The following is a 17333-nucleotide window of genomic DNA, read 5'->3' as shown; positions in this document are numbered from 1 at the left end:
AGTGCCGATCGAAAAACGGGAGCCAAAAATGATCAAGGCGACGCCCTTCGACTTTCCCTATGACGGCAGGCTGATGGCCGAAACCACCGCGCTGATCGTCATCGACCTGCAGCAGGATTTCCTGTCGACGACGGGCTACTTCGCCAGGCAGGGATATGATCCCTCGCCGCTCAGGGTGATCCTGCCGACCGTGAGCCGGCTGATATCAGCCGCCCGCAAGGCCGGTGTCAGGGTCATCCACACCAGGCAGGGCTACCGGGCTGACATGGCCGACATGACGCCCTACGAGACATGGCGCCGCAAGCGCGCTGGGCTCGAAGGCACCGAAATCCTGCTGCGCTCTGGTCCAGGATTCCAGATCGTTCCGGAGATCGACGTCGCCCCGCAGGACATCATCGTCGACAAGACCTGCAACAGTGCTTTCACCTATACGGATTTCGAACTTGTGCTGCGCGCGCAAGGCATCACGCATCTGCTGTTTTCCGGATGCACCACGGATGTCTGCGTCCACACCACGCTGCGTGAGGCCTGCGACCGCAATTTCCAATGCCTGACGATTTCGGACGCCTGCGCCAGCGGCGACAGACAAGCGCACGAAGCAGCCCTTCACATGGTGACGGTTGAAGACGGCGTCTTCGGAGTGCTGGCGGATGCAGCCGCCGTCATTGAAGGCCTGTCGCGGCTTGGCGACAGGCCCGAGGCAACAAAAGGCTGAAGAACTTCAGCCCGTTGCCCGCGTCTCCAATCCTGCACGAGACGCATATGCCCCAGGCTGGAATGCCTCGTGTTCGCGACGCGCCAGCGAATTGCGCAGCAGAGCGATCGTTTCCCGGCCGAGCGTTGCGATCTCGCGTGGCGTGTCGACGCCGACAATCATGAATTCATCGATCCCAAGGGCTGCATACGCAAGCAGCGACAGGGCGGCCTGGGCTGGCGGCCCGGCAACATCGACCGCCTTGTGGCCGGAGGCGGAAGCACCTTGGTGAATCCCGACCGGAAGCGCGAAGCGCAGCTTGCCGGCCCGGCCATGTTCGGCGGCGGAGCGGCGCACCCGCTCCATCAATTGCCGGATCTCGTCGATCGAGCCGGGCGCCAATTCAAAGACATCGGCATGCCGGCCGGCAACTTTGAGTGCCGTTCCGGACTGCCCGCCCATGCGGATGACCAGGTCGGCGCCGTGCGGTCCCTTGCGCGGCACATAGCCGCCCTTGATGCTGTAGAACGTTCCTTCGTGGTCGAAGGGCCGGTCGTTCGACCACAGCCGCTTCAGCAGCACCAGATATTCGTCGATGCGCTGCCAGATGACGGTGTGCCCGACCGGCCGTGTTTCGGCGTCGGCGTCGCTCAGCGGCTCGCTGATCATTCTCAGCGCCAGGCGCCCGCCGCTTTTCCTGTCGATCGACGCCAGTTGGCGGGCCGCCACGGTCGGTTCGACCACGCCCGCCCAATGGGTGAGCACGACTTCCAGCGACGAGGTGCGATCGAGCACCTGGGCCGCAAGATCCATGTTGGTCAGCAGTCCGGCCGAATCGTCGATGACGATCTTGCGGAAGCCGCCATCCTCGATCAGCCCGAGCTTGGTCGCGGTCTCGGCAAAGTCGTAGAAAAAGGGAACCGCGGCATCGGCGGTCTTACCGGGAATATGCGTGAACTCGATCGGCATTGCCATGTCCTCCGTGGTGTCGGGCGCGCGAAAGCACGCCGAGGATTCGGTTCATTCAACTCCGATTGCCTGAAAGCGGTGGGCAGCTAAGCCCGGTCGATCTGACGACTCAGGGAATAAGGCCCAGTACGACTGCCCCGGTGAACACGAACGCAAGGGCAAAGACGAGATAGGCGAAAGCCCCGGCATAGGCCGGGCGAAAGGCCTGGGCACTGGCCGACCGCTGATCACTGCGATCCGTCTGGGCGTTCTGGATATAGGACATATCGACCTCCGTCTCGGCGGTTAATCTATAAAATTTGTAGACTTTGTCGATTGCTATTTTTTGGCCAAAGATGGAATAATTTTCTCCTGTCGTGCTGGAAGTTGGTAGGCACTTGCTTAGAGGGAGCACTCCAACGGCCGATCCATATGGAGCGTCCGTTTTCGCTTCTGCGTCCGAATGGACCTATGGCCTTGCTTTCGCTGCACGCAACTCGTGGATTGGCCGCCCGGCGCCGGCGCGGTAGCATCGCCCAACCCGCAAAGCGAAAACCTCACATAGGGGCAGAAAAATGGGCACAAGACTGGCCGGCAAGGTCGCCATCATTTCGGGGGGCGCGACGGGAATGGGTGGAGCGACTTCGGAGCTGTTCGCCGCCGAAGGCGCCAAGGTGGCGATCATCGACCGCAACGGCGAGGCGGCCGCCGCAACCGCAGCGACAATCAGGGCGCGCGGCCATCTCGCCGAGCATTTTGTCGCCGACGTCTCCGACGAGGCACAGGTCGAAGCGGCCGTGAAGGGTGCTATCGAAAAACTCGGACCGGTCACCGTGCTGTTCAACCACGCCGGCACCATCGTGATAAAGCCCTTCCTGGAGACCACGGTGCAGGAATGGGATTGGCTGCATGCCGTCAATGTGCGCTCGATGTTCCTGATGACGCGCGCCGTTTTGCCGGGCATGATTGCGGCCGGCGGCGGCTCGATCGTCTGTACTTCGTCGATCTCGGCGGTGGCGGCGACTCCCAACGAAGTGCTCTACGACACCACCAAGGGCGCCTGCCACATGTTCGCCCGCGCCATCGCCGTCGAGTTCCGCGACCGCAACATCCGCTGCAACGCCGTCTGCCCCGGCTTCATCCGTACACCGCACGGCCTGCGCGAGGTCGCCGACCTCGGCAGGCTCGGCGTCGACGTCTCCGACGCGGCACTGGCCGCGCAGCAGGGCCGCATCGGCGAGCCGGAAGAGGTGGCGAGGGCAGCGCTCTACCTGGCCAGCGACGAGTCGAGCTTCGTCAACGGCACGCATCTGTTCGTTGACAATGGTTTTACGGCGATGTGAAACGCTCAAAGGAGGCGCGAACTTGGCAGGATGCGGGTTCCCGCCCCCACGAAGGTGGGGGGAGAGGAACCCAAGCTTTGCTACCGCTCTTCCCTACGAAACGGCTTGAGCAGCGCCGACGGTGCCACCGCGTTGCGCGACATCACAGCCATGGCGACGATGGTGAAGATGAACGGCAGCATCAGGAACGCCTCGTAGGGAATGTGCCCGAGCCCGCTGGCCTGCATGCGCAGTTGCAGCGCATCGACGAAGGCGAACAGCAGCGCCGCGCCCGCCGAGCGCCACGGATCCCAGCGGCCGAATACGACCAGCGCGATCGCCACCCAGCCGCGACCCGACACCACGCCGAAGGTAAAGGCGTTGAACTGCGCCATCGACAGAAAGGCGCCGGCCAGCCCCATCAGCGCCCCGCCGAGGATGACTGCCTGGAAGCGCGTGGCGATGACACTGATCCCCGCCGAATCGGCGGCCCGCGGATTTTCGCCGACCATGCGCACCGACAGACCCCATGGCGTGCGATAGAGCACGAAGGCGGCGAGCGGAATGGCCAGGATCGCCATGTAGACCAGCGCGAACTGGTTGAACACCGCCGTCCCGAGCACCGGGATGTCCGACAGAAGCGGGATCGGCAGCGTCTGAAACCCCTTGATGTTGGGCGGCACCGACTGCTGGCCGAAGATCAGCCGGTAGAGGAAATAGGCGAGGCCCGACGAGAACAGCGTCACGCCGATGCCGCAGACATGCTGGCTGAGGCCGAGCGCCACGGTGAACAGCGCATGCAGCGCACTCATCAGCATGCCGGTCAGCACCGCAGCCAGCACGCCGAGCCACAGGCTGCCGCTGAGGCTGGCGGCGGTAAAGCCGGTCATCGCCGACAACAGCATGATGCCTTCGATGCCGAGATTGAGCACGCCAGCCCGCTCCGAGAACATTTCGCCGAGCGTCGCGAAAGCCAGCGGCGTGGCAATGCGGATGATCGCGGCCAGGAAGCCGACCTGGAATATCTGTTCGAATACCGCGCTCATCGGGCAACTCCGACGCGACGGATGCGATAGGCGGTGAACAGCAGCGCCACCAGCATGGCAAGCAATGCGGTGCCCTGGATGACGTCACTGAGGAAGGCCGGAACGCCGGTCGCCCGCGACATCGCCTCGGCGCCGGTCATCACGGCGGCAAGGAAGATCGCCGCCGGCACCACGCCGAGCGGGTTGAGCCGCGCCAGCATGGCAACGACGATGCCGGAATAGCCGTAGCCCGGCGAGATGTCGCTCATCACCTGGAAATGCACGCCGCCGACCTCGCCGACGCCGGCCAACCCGGCCAGCGCGCCGGACAGCAGCGCCGTCGAGATCAGCACCCGCTCGACATGGATGCCGCCATATCTGGCGGCTTCCGGGTTTTCGCCGGTGACCCTGATCCTGAAGCCGAGCGTCGTGCGCACGATCAGGAACCAGATCAGCGGCGCCGCGATCAGCGCCGCGACGACGCCGAGATGCAGTCTTGTGCCTTCGAGCAGCACCGGGAAATTGGCCGAATCCTCGATCGGCGGCGAGATCGGATAGCCGCTGAAGGAGTCCTTCCACGGGCCTTCGATCAGCGCCATCAGCGCATAATAGATGACCGAGTTGAGCAGCAGCGAACTGACGACATCGTCGACCTTGAATTTTACTCTGAGCGTCGCCGGCACCAGCGCGACTGCGGCTCCCGCCGCGGCACCGGCGACCGCCATCAAGACCATGGCGAGTGGTCCCGGCATTGGAATGGCACCGACGAAGCAGCCGGCCACCGCGCCGGCCAGCAATTGGCCCTCGGCGCCGATGTTCCAGAATTTGGCCCGGAAGGCGACCGCGACCGCCAGTCCGGTGAAGATCATCGGTGTTGCACGGACCATCGTTTCGGTGATCGCATAGCTGTCGCCCAGCGACGCCGTGAACATCACGCCATAAGCTTCGAGCACGCCGGCGCCGGCCAGCGCGATGAGGCCGCTGCATAGGATGAGCGTCCCGCCGATCGCCAGCAATGGCAGAGCGAGGTTGAACCAGGCAGGTGTGCTTGTGCGGGCTTCCAGGCGGAACATTAGGCGGCACCCTCTGTTCTGTCTGTCGAACAAGAATTCTGACGAAGAGGGACCCCCACCCCTAGCCCCTCCCCACAAGGGGGAGGGGAACTTTCGCAGGCGTTGACCACGACAAAACAGCAGAAGTCTGGGCTCGGAAGCTGTGTGAGCGGCGCGCGGCAGCATCCCCCTCCCCCTTGTGGGGAGGGGTTAGGGGTGGGGGTCAGCGCCGCCAGAAGGTCCATCTAGGCTCTCCCCTCCGCCCCGGTCATCATCAGGCCGAGCCGCGCGATCGTCGCATCGGCGCTGTCGAGCGTGCCGACGATGCGGCCTTCATACATCACCGCGATGCGGTCGCAGAGCACCAGCAGCTCTTCGAGATCCTCGCCAATGACGATGATGCCGCAGCCCTTGGCCCGCATGTCGAGGAACTTTTCATGGATGAAGCGGGCGGCACCGATGTCAAGCCCGCGCGTCGGCTGCGAGACAACAAGCACCTTCGGATCGAAGGCAAGCTCGCGTGCCAACAATGCCTTCTGCAGATTGCCGCCGGACAATGCGCCGGCCCGGGTCATCGGCCCAGGGCACCTGATATCGTAGGCCTTGATCTGCGCCTCGGCAAAGGCGCGGATCGCATCCGGCTTGAGCAGGCCCTTGCTGCTGAACGCCGCGGTGCCGATGCGAGGCAGCACCATCGAATCGGCGAGCGGCAGATTGGTCACCAGCCCTGTGGTCATGCGGTCTTCCGGGATACGTCCGAGCCCGAGCGCCTGCACCTCGCGCGGCGAAAACCGCGAGACCTTTTGGCCGGCAATCGTCATCCGGCCGGCATCGGGCGCCCGCACGCCGGAGATCACCTCCGCCAGCGCCCGCTGGCCATTGCCCGACACTCCGGCAATGCCGAGGATTTCGCCGGCACGAACGGCAAGCGATATGTCGCGCAGCGGCGTGCCGGAATGATGCGAGGTGGAAATGCCGTCGAGTGTCAGCACATCAGCACCTGGCGTCGATGGCCCCCGCGCCGGCGGCACGATCTCATGGCCGCACATCAGTGTTGCCATCTCCGAGGATGTCGTGTTGGCGGGGTCATCGACGCGGCCGGCAACGCGGCCATGCCGCAGCACCGTGCAGCGATGCGTCAGCGCCCGCACCTCGTTGAGCTTGTGCGAGATGAAGATGATGCCGAGACCTTGCGCCGCCATAGAACGCAACGCCGAAAACAGCCCGTCGACCTCGCTTGGCGCCAGCACCGCCGTCGGCTCGTCGAGGATCAGCAGCCTGGCGCCACGAAACAGCGCCTTGACGATTTCGAGCCGCTGCTGCTCGCCCACCGACAGCGCCGAGACCGGCAGGTTCGGGTCAAGCATCAGCCCATGCTGGCGGCCGATCTCGGCCAGCCGCGCCAGCCCGCCGGCGCGGTCGATCCGTCCTGTCTTGCCGGGGATGCCGATCAAAAGGTTTTCCAGCACAGTCAGCCGCGGCGCGAGGTGAAAGTGCTGGTGCACCATGCCGATGCCGGCGGCCAGCGCATCGGCCGAACTGGTGATCCGCACCGCCTTGCCCTGGATAAGGATTTCACCGGCGTCGGGCGCATAGGCGCCGAACAGCACATTCATCAGCGTCGTCTTGCCGGCGCCGTTCTCACCCAGCAACCCGAGGATTTCGCCGGGTGCGACGCTGAGATCGACAGCCTCGTTCGCCTTGACGGCGCCGAAGCTCTTGGTGATGCCGCGCATTTCGATGAGGGGGGCGGGCGTCGGCAAGGATGCTCCTGATCGGGATTGGCTTTACGATTCAGCTTTGATTGAGAGGGATGCGCCGCCCCCCCTCTGGCCTGCCGGCCATCTCCCCCTCAAGGGGGGAGATCGGATGTCACTTCGGCTTTCGCCAATTTTCTATGCCGAAGCAGGAGTGCCGCCGACAAAGTCGCCAATCTCCCCCCTTGAGGGGGAGATGTCCGGCAGGACAGAGGGGGGCGCTTAGCACCAACCCCCAAAAGCCAGAGCGTCAATCCGAAACCGGCGTATTCTCGTCCACATCCACCCGGAAATTGCCTTCGAGGATCTCGGCCTTCTTCTTTTCGACCAGCTCCTTCACATCAGCCGGCAGCGTCTTGTCGAACTTGTGGTAGGGCGCCAGATGCGAGCCACCCTTGGCCATGCGCGAGAAGTCGCCATAGTCCTGCGCGGTGAAGACGCCGGCCCTGACCAGTTTGATCGCCTGCTCGACCGTCGGATACATGTCCCAGACCGGGCCGGTGATGACCGTGTCGGGGCCGAGGCTCGACTGGTCGGACATGTTGGAGATCGCAAGTATCTTCTTGTCCACCGCCGCTTCGATGACGCCGAAGCGCTCGGCATAGATGACGTCGACACCGGCGTCGATCTGCGCGACAGCCGCTTCCTTGGCCTTGGGCGGATCGAAGAAGGAACCGATGAAGGCGACCTTCTTCTTGATGTTGGGATTGACCTCCCTGGCGCCGGCGAAGAAGGCGTTGACCAGCCGGTTGACTTCCGGAATGCCCATCGCCGCGACGGCGCCGATCGTGCCCGACTTCGACATCTTGCCGGCGATCAATCCGGAGAGATAGGCCGGCTCGTGGATCCAGTTGTCGAAGACGCCGAAATTGGGTTCCGCCGGGCCGGCGCCGGAGCCGAACAGCCAGGCGGTCTTCGGGAATTGCTTGGCTGTGCGGCGCGATTCACGCTCGGCGGCAAAGGCATCGCCCAGCACCAGCTCATAACCGCCTTGCGCATATTCGCGCATGACGCGGCTGAAATCGGCGGTCTGCACCTTCTCGGACCATTTGTATTCGATGCCGAGTTCCTTCTCGGCCCTCTGCAAGGCGACATGTATCTGGTTGTCCCATGGCTCCTCGATCGGCGTGGCGAAGATCGCCGCCACCTTCAGCTTCTTGTCCGCCGCGAAGGCGGCGCCCGGCAGCATCGCAGCCGCCAAACCAAGCGCGCCCAGCTCCAGCACATTGCGTCGCGAAAGCCCTTCGCGTTTTATCTGCGATTTATTGTTCCGGTTTTCCATTGCATTCCCCTCTGTTCGACAGCCGTGTCGAGCCGGCTGTTCCTAGAAATGTCAGACGGGGAAGTATGGAACGACGCCAGACTTTTGTCCACGTGGTCAAATTTGAACCGCGCACCGGATTCTTGATCTTAGCCGGCCAAGCAAGGGCCGCCGATCAAACCCGTTCCAGCGCGATCGCGATGCCCTGGCCTACACCGATGCACATCGTGGCAAGCGCATAACGGCCGCCACGTTCGCGCAGCTCCAGCGCCGCCGTGCCGGAGATGCGGGCACCCGACATGCCCAGGGGATGGCCAAGCGCGATGGCGCCGCCATTCGGGTTGACGTGTTCCGCATCCTCGGCAATGCCAAGCTGGCGCAGCACGGCTATGCCTTGCGAGGCAAAGGCTTCGTTGAGCTCGATGACATCGAACTGTTGCGGGGTCAGCCCAAGCCGCGCGCAGAGTTTTTGCGTCGCCGGCGCCGGGCCGATGCCCATGATGCGCGGCGCCACACCTACGGCGGCCCCGCCGAGAATGCGGGCGATCGGGGTCAGGCCATATGTCTTCACCGCCGCCTCGGAAGCGACGATCAGCGCCGCCGCCCCGTCATTGACGCCGGAGGCATTGCCGGCCGTGACTGTGCCGCCCTGGCGGAACGGCGTCGGCAGCTTGGCCAGCGCCTCGACCGTTGAGCCAGCGCGGGGGTGTTCATCCTTGCTGACAATGATCGCATCGCCCTTGCGCTGCGGGATGGTCACTGAGGTGATCTCCTTCGCCAGCCTTCCATTGGCTTGGGCCGCGACCGCCTTCTCCTGGCTGCGCACGGCAAAGGCGTCCTGGTCCGCGCGAGAGATGGCGAACTCCTCCGCTACGTTCTCGCCGGTCTCCGGCATCGAATCGACACCGTACTGCTTCTTCATCAGCGGGTTGACGAAGCGCCAGCCGATGGTGGTGTCGTAAATCTCGGCATTGCGCGAGAACGCCGTGTCGGCCTTGGGCATGACGAAGGGCGCCCGGCTCATCGATTCGACGCCTCCCGCGACCATCAGCTCCGCCTCGCCGGCCTTGATGGCTCTGGCTGCGATGGTCAGCGCATCCATGCCGGAGCCGCAAAGGCGATTGACCGTCGAGCCGGGAATCTCTTTCGGCAAGCCTGCCAGCAGCAGCGCCATGCGCGCCACGTTGCGGTTGTCCTCGCCGGCCTGGTTGGCACAGCCATAGACGACGTCGTCGACAGCCTGCCAGTCGATGCCGGGATTACGCTCGGCCAGCGCCCTCAGCGGTATCGCGCCAAGATCGTCTGATCGTACCGAAGACAGCGAACCGCCGAAGCGGCCGATCGGTGTGCGGATGTAGTCGCAGATATAGGCCTCGGCCATGTTACGCAGCCTTTGCTTTTCCGGTTCCCTCATGCGCCGCCTTGGTGCGGGCCTGCAGGTCGCGCAATGTCTTGAGTTCGAGTTCGCTTGGCGCCGGTGTTTCGTCAAGCGCCTCCGCGAACTTAACCGCCCAGCCACAGGTGTCCTTCACCTGCTGGCGCGTGACGCCGGGATGCAGCGACACGACCGTGAATTCCTTGCTCACCGGATCCGGCTTCCAGATGGCGAGATCGGTGATCAGCAGCGTCGGGCCGGCGGTGTCGATGCCAAGCCGTTTTCGATGGTCACCACCCTCGCCATGGCCGAAGGAGGTGAAGAAGTCGATCTTCTCGACCATGCCGCGCTTGGTCTGCGCCATGGTGATGTAGATCTCCTTCGACGACGTCGCGATCTCCGGCGCGCCGCCGCCGCCCGGCAGCCGGGTCTTGGGATGGAAATAGTCGCCGATAACCGTGGTGTTGATGTTGCCGAATTTGTCGAGCTGCGCCGCACCGAGGAAGCCGATCGAGATGCGGCCGCCCTGCAGCCAGTAGCGGAACATCTCAGGCACCGCGACGGTGATGATAGCGGTCTCGCACAATTCGCCGTCGCCGATCGACAGCGGCAGCACGTCAGGCGCGGTGCCGATCGTGCCGCTCTCGTAAATCAGGGTGATGTCAGGCGCATGCGTCAGCCGCGCCACATTGCAGGCGGCCGATGGCGCGCCGATGCCGACGAAGCAGACATCGTCGTTGCGCAGCGCGCGGCTGGCGGCGATGGTCATCATCTCGTTAGGGGTGAATCCCGGATTGTCGCTCATGCCGCTTTCCTCAAATGCTCGACCCGGGCCGCGAAATCGTCGGCGCTCTTCTCGATCACGTAGGCCTGCATCCACGCCTGGAATTTCTCGCGGTCGGCGGCGATCTCGTCCCATTCGAGATAGGCCGCATTGTCGCGCGCATAGTAGCCGTGCGCGTAGGACGGATGCGAGCCGCCGGGCACGACCGATATCGCCGCGATCGTCCAGCGCGGCAGCACGGTCAGATTGGGGTGCAGATCGTCGAAATTGTCGACGACTTCCTCGACGGTCACCACAGCGCGTTTGGCCGCCAGCACCGCTTCCTTCTGAATGCCGATGATGCCCTCGACCAGCACATTGCCTTTCCTGTCGGCCTTCTGGGCATGGATGAAGGTGACGTCAGGCCGGATCGAAGGGACAGCGGCCAGCACCTCGCCGGTGAACGGACAGGTCACCGACTTGATGTTCGGGTTGACCGCCGCGAGGCCAGCACCGCGATAGCCGCGAAACACCGCGCAGGGCAGGCCGGCAGCACCCGCTTCATAGGCGTTGGCCATGCCGGCATGGCTGTGCTCCTCGATTTCAAGTGAGCGCGGCAAGCCGTTCTCGATGGCATCGCGGGCGCGCCGCAGCAGGCCGACGCCGGGATTGCCGACATAGGAGAAGACGATTTTCTTTGCCATGCCCATGCCGATCATCTGGTCGTAGATCAGGTCCGGCGTCATGCGGATCAGGGTCAGGTCGCGAAAACCCTGGCGGATCGCCTCATGCGCCGCCGCCGTCGGGATCAGATGGGTGAAGCCCTCGAAGGCGACGGAGTCGCCATCTTTCAAATTCTCGGCCACGGCCTGTTTGAGCGGCAGGAACTTGACCATCGCATCGGCTCCGGGTTTTCAGAAAGTTCGTATTGCGAACATATGTTTTGTATGCGATACTTTCTACGCTGAGCGAGGGCGAGGAGTCAATCCTGACGCCGATGCCGTTCCGCGGAGACAAGATGGACGAAGCGGCTGTTTCCCGTGATCATGTCGGCTCGCTCGAGCGCGGCCTCGCCGTCATGGAGATCCTGGCCCGCCATCCCTCGGGCATGACGCTGACAGAAATGGCGGAGGAAGCGGGCCTCACCCGCGCCGGCGCCCGCCGCTTCCTGCTGACACTCACCGCCACCGGCTATGCAACACAGGCCGGCCGCGTGTTCTCGCTGTCGCCGCGCCTGCTGACGGTTGCCCGCACCTGGCTCGGCGGCGCCTCGCTATGGGCCTTCGCCGCGCCCATCATGCGCTCTGTGGCAGCACAACTGAACGAGGCCTGCTCGGCGGCCATCCTGTCGGGTGAGGATGTCGTCTATGTCGCCCGCATTCCCGGCCGCCGCATCCTCAGCGTGTCGCTCGACGTCGGCACCAGGCTGCCGGCCTACTGCACCTCGATGGGACGCATCCTGCTTGCCGGCCTGGCGCCCCAGGAGTTGGACGCATTCCTCGGCCAAGCGACGATCGAGAGACGGACGCCGAAGACGATCACCGACAGGCGTTTGTTAGCCAACGCCATCGCCAAGGCGAAGGCCGACGGCTTTGCTATCGTCGATGAGGAGCTGGAGCTCGGCCTGCGCTCCATCGCCGTGCCAATCCGCGACCGGGCAGAGCGCACCGTCGCGGCCATCAACGTCTCGACCCAGTCGGCGCGATTTTCGGTCGCGGAGATGGAGCGAGAAATCCTGCCGGTGCTGCTGGAGGCAAAGCAGCGCATCGAGGATTTCTTCGTCGTCTAATCAAATCGCCCGAAAACTCTTCAACCGCCAGCGCCGCCCCTCATTGCCCTGCCGGGCATTTCTCCCCGTAAACGGGGCGAAAGACGCTGGCCGCAACGCTGGCATCTTTTCTGCACCGCAGACAATTGGCGAAAGCAGCGATGGCAGCGTCCCTCGCCCCGTTTACGGGGAGAGGATGCCGGCAGGCAGGTGAGGGGCAGCGCCAACGTCGGGAGTTGGCGTCTACTAGATCAGGTCCATCATTCCTTGAGCGATGGGTGACAAAGACGATTCTCTCAATGCTTGATGCGATCCCTCATCGCGTACCAAAGCATGCCCAGCACGTAGAGCGGACCGCGCAGCGCCGTGCCGCCCGGGAACGGCATCGGGGTCAGCGTCGAGAACAGATCGAGCCGCGAGGCATCGCCGGTGATCGCTTCGGCAAGCAGTTTGCCGGACAGCGTCGACAGGATGACGCCCTTGCCGGAATAGCCATGCGCGAAATAGACCTCGCCATAGTGCCCGACATGCGGCAGCCGCGACGTCGTCACCGACACCAGCCCACCCCAGGCGTGATCGATGCGGCAGCCCTTGAGCTGCGGAAAGGTGGCTTCCATGTGCGGCCGCACGAAGCCGGCGATATCGGCCGGCGGTGACGGCGTGTAACGCTCGCCGCCGCCGAACAGCAGGCGTCCATCCGCCGACATGCGGTAGTAGTTGACGACGAAGCGGGTGTCGGACACCGCGACATTGGCCGGGATGACATAGCGCTTGCCCTCCAGCGGCTCGGTGGCGACGATGTAGTTGCCGACCGGCATGATGCGGCTGTTGACGCGCGGCTCCAGCCCATTGAACAGCGCGTCCCCCGCCAGCACGACATGTCTGGCCCGAACCGATCCCTTTGCCGTCGAGACCCGGATCGAAGGCTCGCGCTCCAGTTTCACCGCCACCGAATTCTCATGGATGATGACGCCGGCCGCAACTGCCGCACGGGCAAGGCCGAGCGTGTAATTGAGCGGGTGCATGTGGCCGCCGAGCGGCTCGTACATCGCGCCATGATATGACGTGTCGACCTTGGCGCGGGCTTCCGCCGCCGACAGGATCTCGGCATGCGGAAATTTCATCACCGTGGCCAGACACTCGGCCTCTTCCTCGAGATCCCTGAGGTCGGAGCCGTTGACCGCGCCGACCAGATGGCCGGTCAGCCTGAGATCGCAATCGATGGCGTGGCGCTCAATAATATCGAGCACCAGCCCGCGTGCCTCGAAGGCAAGATCGAACAGCACCTTTGCCCGCTCCGGCCCGTAGAGTTTGACCAGGCCCTTGGCGCCCTTGCGCAGGCCGGGGATCATCTGGCCGCCATTGCGGCCCGACGCGCCCCAGCCGATCTTGCCGCCTTCGAGCAGCACCACTTTCACGCCGCGCTCGGCGGCGTGAAGGGCGGCTGACAGGCCGGTGCAGCCGCCACCGACGACCACCAGGTCGGCTTCGACATCGCCGACAAGCGCCTGATGGTCCGGCGCCGGTTTGGCGGTGGCGACATAATAGGATTTGGCGATGTCGAGGCCCGAATTGAAACCCGTTGAACTGGAAGCCATGATCACACCTTCAGCAGAAGGTGGTCGCGTTCCCAGCTCGTCACCACGCCCTGGAACAGATCGAGCTCCACGCTCTTGACGCGCAGATAGGTCTGGAAGAAATCCTCGCCGAGCAACTCTCGCACCGGGCCGCAAGCCTCGAAACGGTCGAGCGCCTCCTCCATCGTTTTCGGCAGCGTGCTCTTGATCTTGTAGGCATTGCCCGACGCTTCGGCCGAGCGCGCCAGTTTCTGTTCGACGCCAAGATAGCCGGCAAGCAGCGAGCCGGCGATCGCCAGGTAAGGATTGGAATCCGCACCCGGAAGCCGGTTCTCCACCCGCCGCGCCGCGCGGCCCCCGGCCGGCACGCGCAGGCCGCAGGAACGGTTGTCATGCGACCATTCGATGTTGGCCGGCGCGCTGTGGTTCGGCCTTATGCGGCGGAACGAGTTCACGTTGGGCGCAAACAGCGGCATGATTTCCGGGACATATTTCTGCAGGCCGCCGATGAAATGGCCGAACATTGCGGTGTCGGCATCGTCGCTGCCGGCAAACAGGGTCCTGCCGGCCTCGTCGATGACCGACATGTGCAGATGCATCGAACTTCCGGCCTGTGCGGCGATCGGCTTGGCCATGAAGGTGGCGTGCATTCCGCTTTGCTGCGCGGCCTGGCGCGTCAGCCGCTTGAACAGCAGCACCTTGTCGGCCAGCGGCAGCGCATCGCCATGCAGGAAGTTGATCTCAAGCTGCGCCGTACCCGATTCATGGATCAGCGTGTCGAGCGGCAGGCCGGCCGCCGCCGCATAGTCATAGACGCGGCGGATCACCGGCTCGAACTCCTCGAGCGCGGCCATGTCATAGGGATGCTGCACACCCTCGGCACGGCCATTGGCGCCGATCGGAGCGGTCAGCGGCTGGTCCGGATCGGGATTGGGCGCGGTCAGATAGAATTCGAGCTCCGGCGCCACCACCGCCCGCCAGCCGCGCCTGGCGTAGAGGTCGAGCACGGCGCGCAGCACATGGCGCGGCGAGGCCATCCAGGGCCGGTCGTCCATATGGAAGGCATCGGCGAAGACATAGGCCTTGCCGGGAGCGGCACCCGGCGCCAGGCACAGCGTCGAGACATCGGGCACCATGCGCATGTCCGGGTCCGAATAGGCAAAACCCTCGTCGATCGAGCCGGAGTAGCGGCCGTCGATGCTGACCAGGAAAGCGCTGCTCGGCAGATAGAGCGCGCGATCTTCCAGCGCCTGGAGGAATTTGGCCGTCGGCAAGGCCTTGCCGCGCAGGACGCCGTTCATGTCGGGCACCAGGCACTCGACTTCGTTGATCCCGTGCCGGGCCAGCCAGGCCTTGGCGTCGTTGCCGCTGGAGAGCGAGACATTCGTGTTGTTGTCAGGCATTTCGTTCATGTCCGTATCAAAGAGAGTATGGCTTGGGCGGCCACATCCGTTCCAGGTTTCAGCGCCATTTGGGCTGCATTGTCCTTGAGGCGGGCGCGCATGGCATCGTCGGCCAGCAGGCCGAGAATCGCTTTCTCCAACACTCCTTCGGTCCAGGCGTCGCGGCCGATATGGTCACCGACGCCGGTTTCTCCGGCGCGGCGCGCATTGTCGTGTCCGTCCCAGCAATAGGGCATGATCAGTGACGGCACGCCGAAGCGCAGCGCTTCGCAAAAGCTGTTGTTGCCGCCGTGATGGATGAACAGGTCCGATTTCGCCACCACCGAGGGCTGTGGAAACCAGGCGTCGAGATAGACATTGTCCGGCACCGCGCGATAGGCGTCGCGCAGGCCGCCGACATTGACGATGAAGCGCGCCGGCAGTCTGTCGAACACCCCCAACATGCGCTCGATCAGGCCCACATCCATGGCGCCCAGGCTGCCGAAGCTGACATAGACAAGCGGCCCGCCATTGCGCGGAAACACCGGCACCTCGAATGGCCCTTCCGAACGCACGCAGCCTTCTAGATAGACGAAGCGGTCCGGGTCGAGCGGCTCGGCGCGCTCGCGGCGCACGATCGATGGCGTCAGCAACAGATTGAGGTCGGGCGACGTCTCGAGGAACAGGCCCTTCGGCAGCGGCGTCAGGCCGGCATCCGCCCGAAAGCGGTTGAAGCGGTCATGCGCCGGTGCTGAGGCACTGAGATAGCGGGCCTCGAACGCCGCGCGCTGCGGGTCATCCGCGCCAAGCCCCGACAGATAGGGCGGCACCTCAGCATCCGGCAGCTCGGTCTCTGCGCAGGAGACGACGCGCACCCATGGACAGCCGGCGGCAGCGATCGCCGGGAACATGATGACATTGTCGAGCACCACCGCATCCGGCTTCAGCCGCGCCAGCAATTGGCGCAGCGGCGCCTCGGCATTGACCGCGGTGTCGACGATCGCCTGCCAGGTCGGCGCGACATAGGTTTCCAGCTGGTCGATCGGGCTCAGCCTGAAATGCGGCAGGTGCCTGCGCACGAAGGCTTGCCAGTAGCTCTGGCGTTCGCTGTCGCTCAGCGGCTCGTCGGTCGGCAGCTGGTATTCCTGGAAACCATAGTCGGCAAAGACGCCGGAGAAGCCGGCATGGCAAATGAAGACGGGCCGGGCGCCCTTGGCACGCAATGCCTGCGCGATGCCGACGCAATTCAACGCCGCGCCGAAACTGGCTTCGGGGAACAGCGCGATGGTCGGGCTGGCTTTACGCGTCAATTAATCCTCGTCATTCCGGCCGGCTGATCATGCCGAACAGGGCGGGCGCCCCGCGACTGGCCGCTTGCGGTCGCTGGTTGCGGGAGAGCCGCAGATGAATGCGAAGCAGATCGGCCGCCACCTCATACTGCAGGCTTTCAAGATGGTCGAGTATAACAAGGTGTTCGCGCAGCGATTGCCGCAAGCGGAAGACGTTGACGCCGGTATAGATGCCCGGTAGCCGGCGCAGCCTGAGGTGATCGGCCAGCGCGTCGGCGATGAAGCGGTTGGCGCAGCCCTCGGCGAGCATGCCGTGAAAATCGATGTCCAGCCGCTGGAACTCGCGTGTATCGAATGCGGCGTCCGGCAGCGCCACCAGCGCTTCCATAGCCTGGCGCAACGTCGCCGCCCGCGCGCCGTCCAGCCGGAAGCCCGGCGTCAGGATGGCCGCGGGTTCCAGCAGCAAGCGGAACTCATAGCTGTCGCCTTGCGCCTCTGGATCGTCGGGCGTGCGCCGAAACAGCCAGGACTGGCCAGGCGCTCGGTCCAACAAATTCTCTTCGGTCAGTTTGTTAAGTGCTTTTAGTACCGTCTTGCGCTCGGCACTGTAGCGCCGTATCAGCCCCGCGACGGTCACCGTCTGGTCCAGCCGACGCGCCGACCGGTCGCGCAGGATCGCCTCGGCCAACTCGTCCTCCTCGGCGGCGGGCAGTTCCGTGGCGACTGAAGCCTGCGCGGTGAGGTCGATGGCCAGGTGATAACCGGAATCTGCCTCCCAGCGCACGACACCCCGTTCAGCGAGCAGGCCGAGAGCCGCCCGCACCGGCGTGCGCGAGACATTGCACAACGAAGCGATCTGCTGCTCCGGCAAGCGTGCGCCGGGCTCAAAACCGCGCTGCCGCGCCACATCCAGGATGCGCTGCGCCAGATCGAGGTGGTTGGTGCGAGGTCGTCGGGCTGCGGCTTGCATGACTGGTCTCGTGGAAAACGACATGACCGCATTGATCTGACCGATCGCCCGCACGGACGCAATCGGCCAGATTCCACGATCGCTTAGCAAATTATGGATTGACGTACTTTTTTCTGCAATAGTACTGTCAGGGCAATCGGCGAGAAAAAG

The 17333-nt window shown here is 64.4% G+C and carries 16 protein-coding genes; 3 read left to right on the top strand and 13 right to left on the bottom strand.

What is annotated here, in order from left to right; all coding sequences use genetic code 11:
• Nucleotides 1–28 precede the first annotated feature (28 nt).
• Nucleotides 29–715, top strand: coding sequence for an isochorismatase family cysteine hydrolase (locus EJ079_RS08605; RefSeq protein ID WP_127808766.1), 687 nt, complete (start codon nt 29–31; stop codon nt 713–715).
• Between the two features lie 6 nt (nt 716–721).
• On the opposite strand, the gene EJ079_RS08600 is transcribed toward EJ079_RS08605, so the two are convergent.
• Together EJ079_RS08600 and EJ079_RS08595 are read right to left on the bottom strand one after the other, a co-directional pair.
• Nucleotides 722–1663, bottom strand: a complete 942-nt coding sequence (locus EJ079_RS08600; protein WP_127808765.1) for an LLM class flavin-dependent oxidoreductase — start codon at nt 1661–1663, stop codon at nt 722–724.
• 109 nt (nt 1664–1772) lie between these two features.
• Nucleotides 1773–1928, bottom strand: a complete 156-nt coding sequence (locus EJ079_RS08595) for a hypothetical protein (protein WP_127808764.1) — start codon at nt 1926–1928, stop codon at nt 1773–1775.
• 289 nt (nt 1929–2217) lie between these two features.
• Here EJ079_RS08595 and EJ079_RS08590 point away from each other — a divergent pair, with 289 nt between their 5' ends.
• A complete protein-coding gene (locus tag EJ079_RS08590) occupies nt 2218–2985 on the top strand; it encodes an SDR family oxidoreductase (protein WP_127808763.1) in 768 nt (255 codons plus the stop codon).
• An 80-nt stretch (nt 2986–3065) separates the two neighbouring features.
• On the opposite strand, the gene EJ079_RS08585 is transcribed toward EJ079_RS08590, so the two are convergent.
• From EJ079_RS08585 to EJ079_RS08550, 7 genes are all read right to left on the bottom strand, one after another.
• On the bottom strand, nt 3066–4010 hold the full coding sequence (locus tag EJ079_RS08585) for an ABC transporter permease (RefSeq protein WP_127808762.1): 945 nt from the start codon (nt 4008–4010) through the stop codon (nt 3066–3068).
• Entirely contained in the window at nt 4007–5062 is a 1056-nt protein-coding gene (locus EJ079_RS08580; protein ID WP_127808761.1) for an ABC transporter permease, read from the bottom strand. Before EJ079_RS08580 ends, EJ079_RS08585 begins: the two co-directional genes overlap by 4 nt.
• 224 nt (nt 5063–5286) lie before the next feature.
• Nucleotides 5287–6777 (bottom strand): ABC transporter ATP-binding protein, encoded by a 1491-nt coding sequence (locus EJ079_RS08575; RefSeq protein WP_127811301.1) that lies wholly within the window; start codon nt 6775–6777, stop codon nt 5287–5289.
• 271 nt (nt 6778–7048) lie between these two features.
• Nucleotides 7049–8080 (bottom strand): BMP family protein, encoded by a 1032-nt coding sequence (locus EJ079_RS08565; RefSeq protein WP_127808760.1) that lies wholly within the window; start codon nt 8078–8080, stop codon nt 7049–7051.
• A 154-nt stretch (nt 8081–8234) separates the two neighbouring features.
• The gene (pcaF, locus tag EJ079_RS08560) at nt 8235–9440 is read right to left on the bottom strand and encodes a 3-oxoadipyl-CoA thiolase (RefSeq protein WP_127808759.1); all 1206 of its coding nucleotides are present in this window, start codon (nt 9438–9440) and stop codon (nt 8235–8237) included.
• Nucleotide 9441: 1 nt separating this feature from the next.
• On the bottom strand, nt 9442–10239 hold the full coding sequence (locus tag EJ079_RS08555; protein ID WP_127808758.1) for a CoA-transferase subunit beta: 798 nt from the start codon (nt 10237–10239) through the stop codon (nt 9442–9444).
• The gene (locus EJ079_RS08550) at nt 10236–11093 is read right to left on the bottom strand and encodes a CoA transferase subunit A (RefSeq protein ID WP_127808757.1); all 858 of its coding nucleotides are present in this window, start codon (nt 11091–11093) and stop codon (nt 10236–10238) included. Before EJ079_RS08550 ends, EJ079_RS08555 begins: the two co-directional genes overlap by 4 nt.
• A 122-nt stretch (nt 11094–11215) precedes the next feature.
• Between EJ079_RS08550 and EJ079_RS08545 the strand changes: the two genes are divergently transcribed.
• A complete protein-coding gene (locus tag EJ079_RS08545; protein WP_127398932.1) occupies nt 11216–11986 on the top strand; it encodes an IclR family transcriptional regulator C-terminal domain-containing protein in 771 nt (256 codons plus the stop codon).
• A 275-nt stretch (nt 11987–12261) separates the two neighbouring features.
• On the opposite strand, the gene EJ079_RS08540 is transcribed toward EJ079_RS08545, so the two are convergent.
• The 4 genes from EJ079_RS08540 to EJ079_RS08525 are packed head-to-tail and all read right to left on the bottom strand — an operon-like array spanning nt 12262 to nt 17237.
• On the bottom strand, nt 12262–13563 hold the full coding sequence (locus tag EJ079_RS08540) for an FAD-binding oxidoreductase (RefSeq protein ID WP_127808756.1): 1302 nt from the start codon (nt 13561–13563) through the stop codon (nt 12262–12264).
• Nucleotides 13564–13565: 2 nt separating this feature from the next.
• Nucleotides 13566–14945: a glutamine synthetase family protein gene (locus tag EJ079_RS08535; RefSeq protein WP_127811299.1), complete on the bottom strand. Its 1380-nt coding sequence runs from the start codon at nt 14943–14945 to the stop codon at nt 13566–13568.
• Nucleotides 14946–14950: 5 nt separating this feature from the next.
• Nucleotides 14951–16234: a glycosyltransferase gene (locus tag EJ079_RS08530; RefSeq protein WP_127808755.1), complete on the bottom strand. Its 1284-nt coding sequence runs from the start codon at nt 16232–16234 to the stop codon at nt 14951–14953.
• A 10-nt stretch (nt 16235–16244) separates the two neighbouring features.
• Entirely contained in the window at nt 16245–17237 is a 993-nt protein-coding gene (locus tag EJ079_RS08525; protein ID WP_245481832.1) for a GntR family transcriptional regulator, read from the bottom strand.
• Nucleotides 17238–17333: the final 96 nt, after the last annotated feature.

Source organism: Mesorhizobium sp. M7A.F.Ce.TU.012.03.2.1, from assembly GCF_004006095.1.
GTDB lineage: Bacteria > Pseudomonadota > Alphaproteobacteria > Rhizobiales > Rhizobiaceae > Mesorhizobium.
This window is presented reverse-complemented; position numbering and strand designations above follow the sequence as displayed.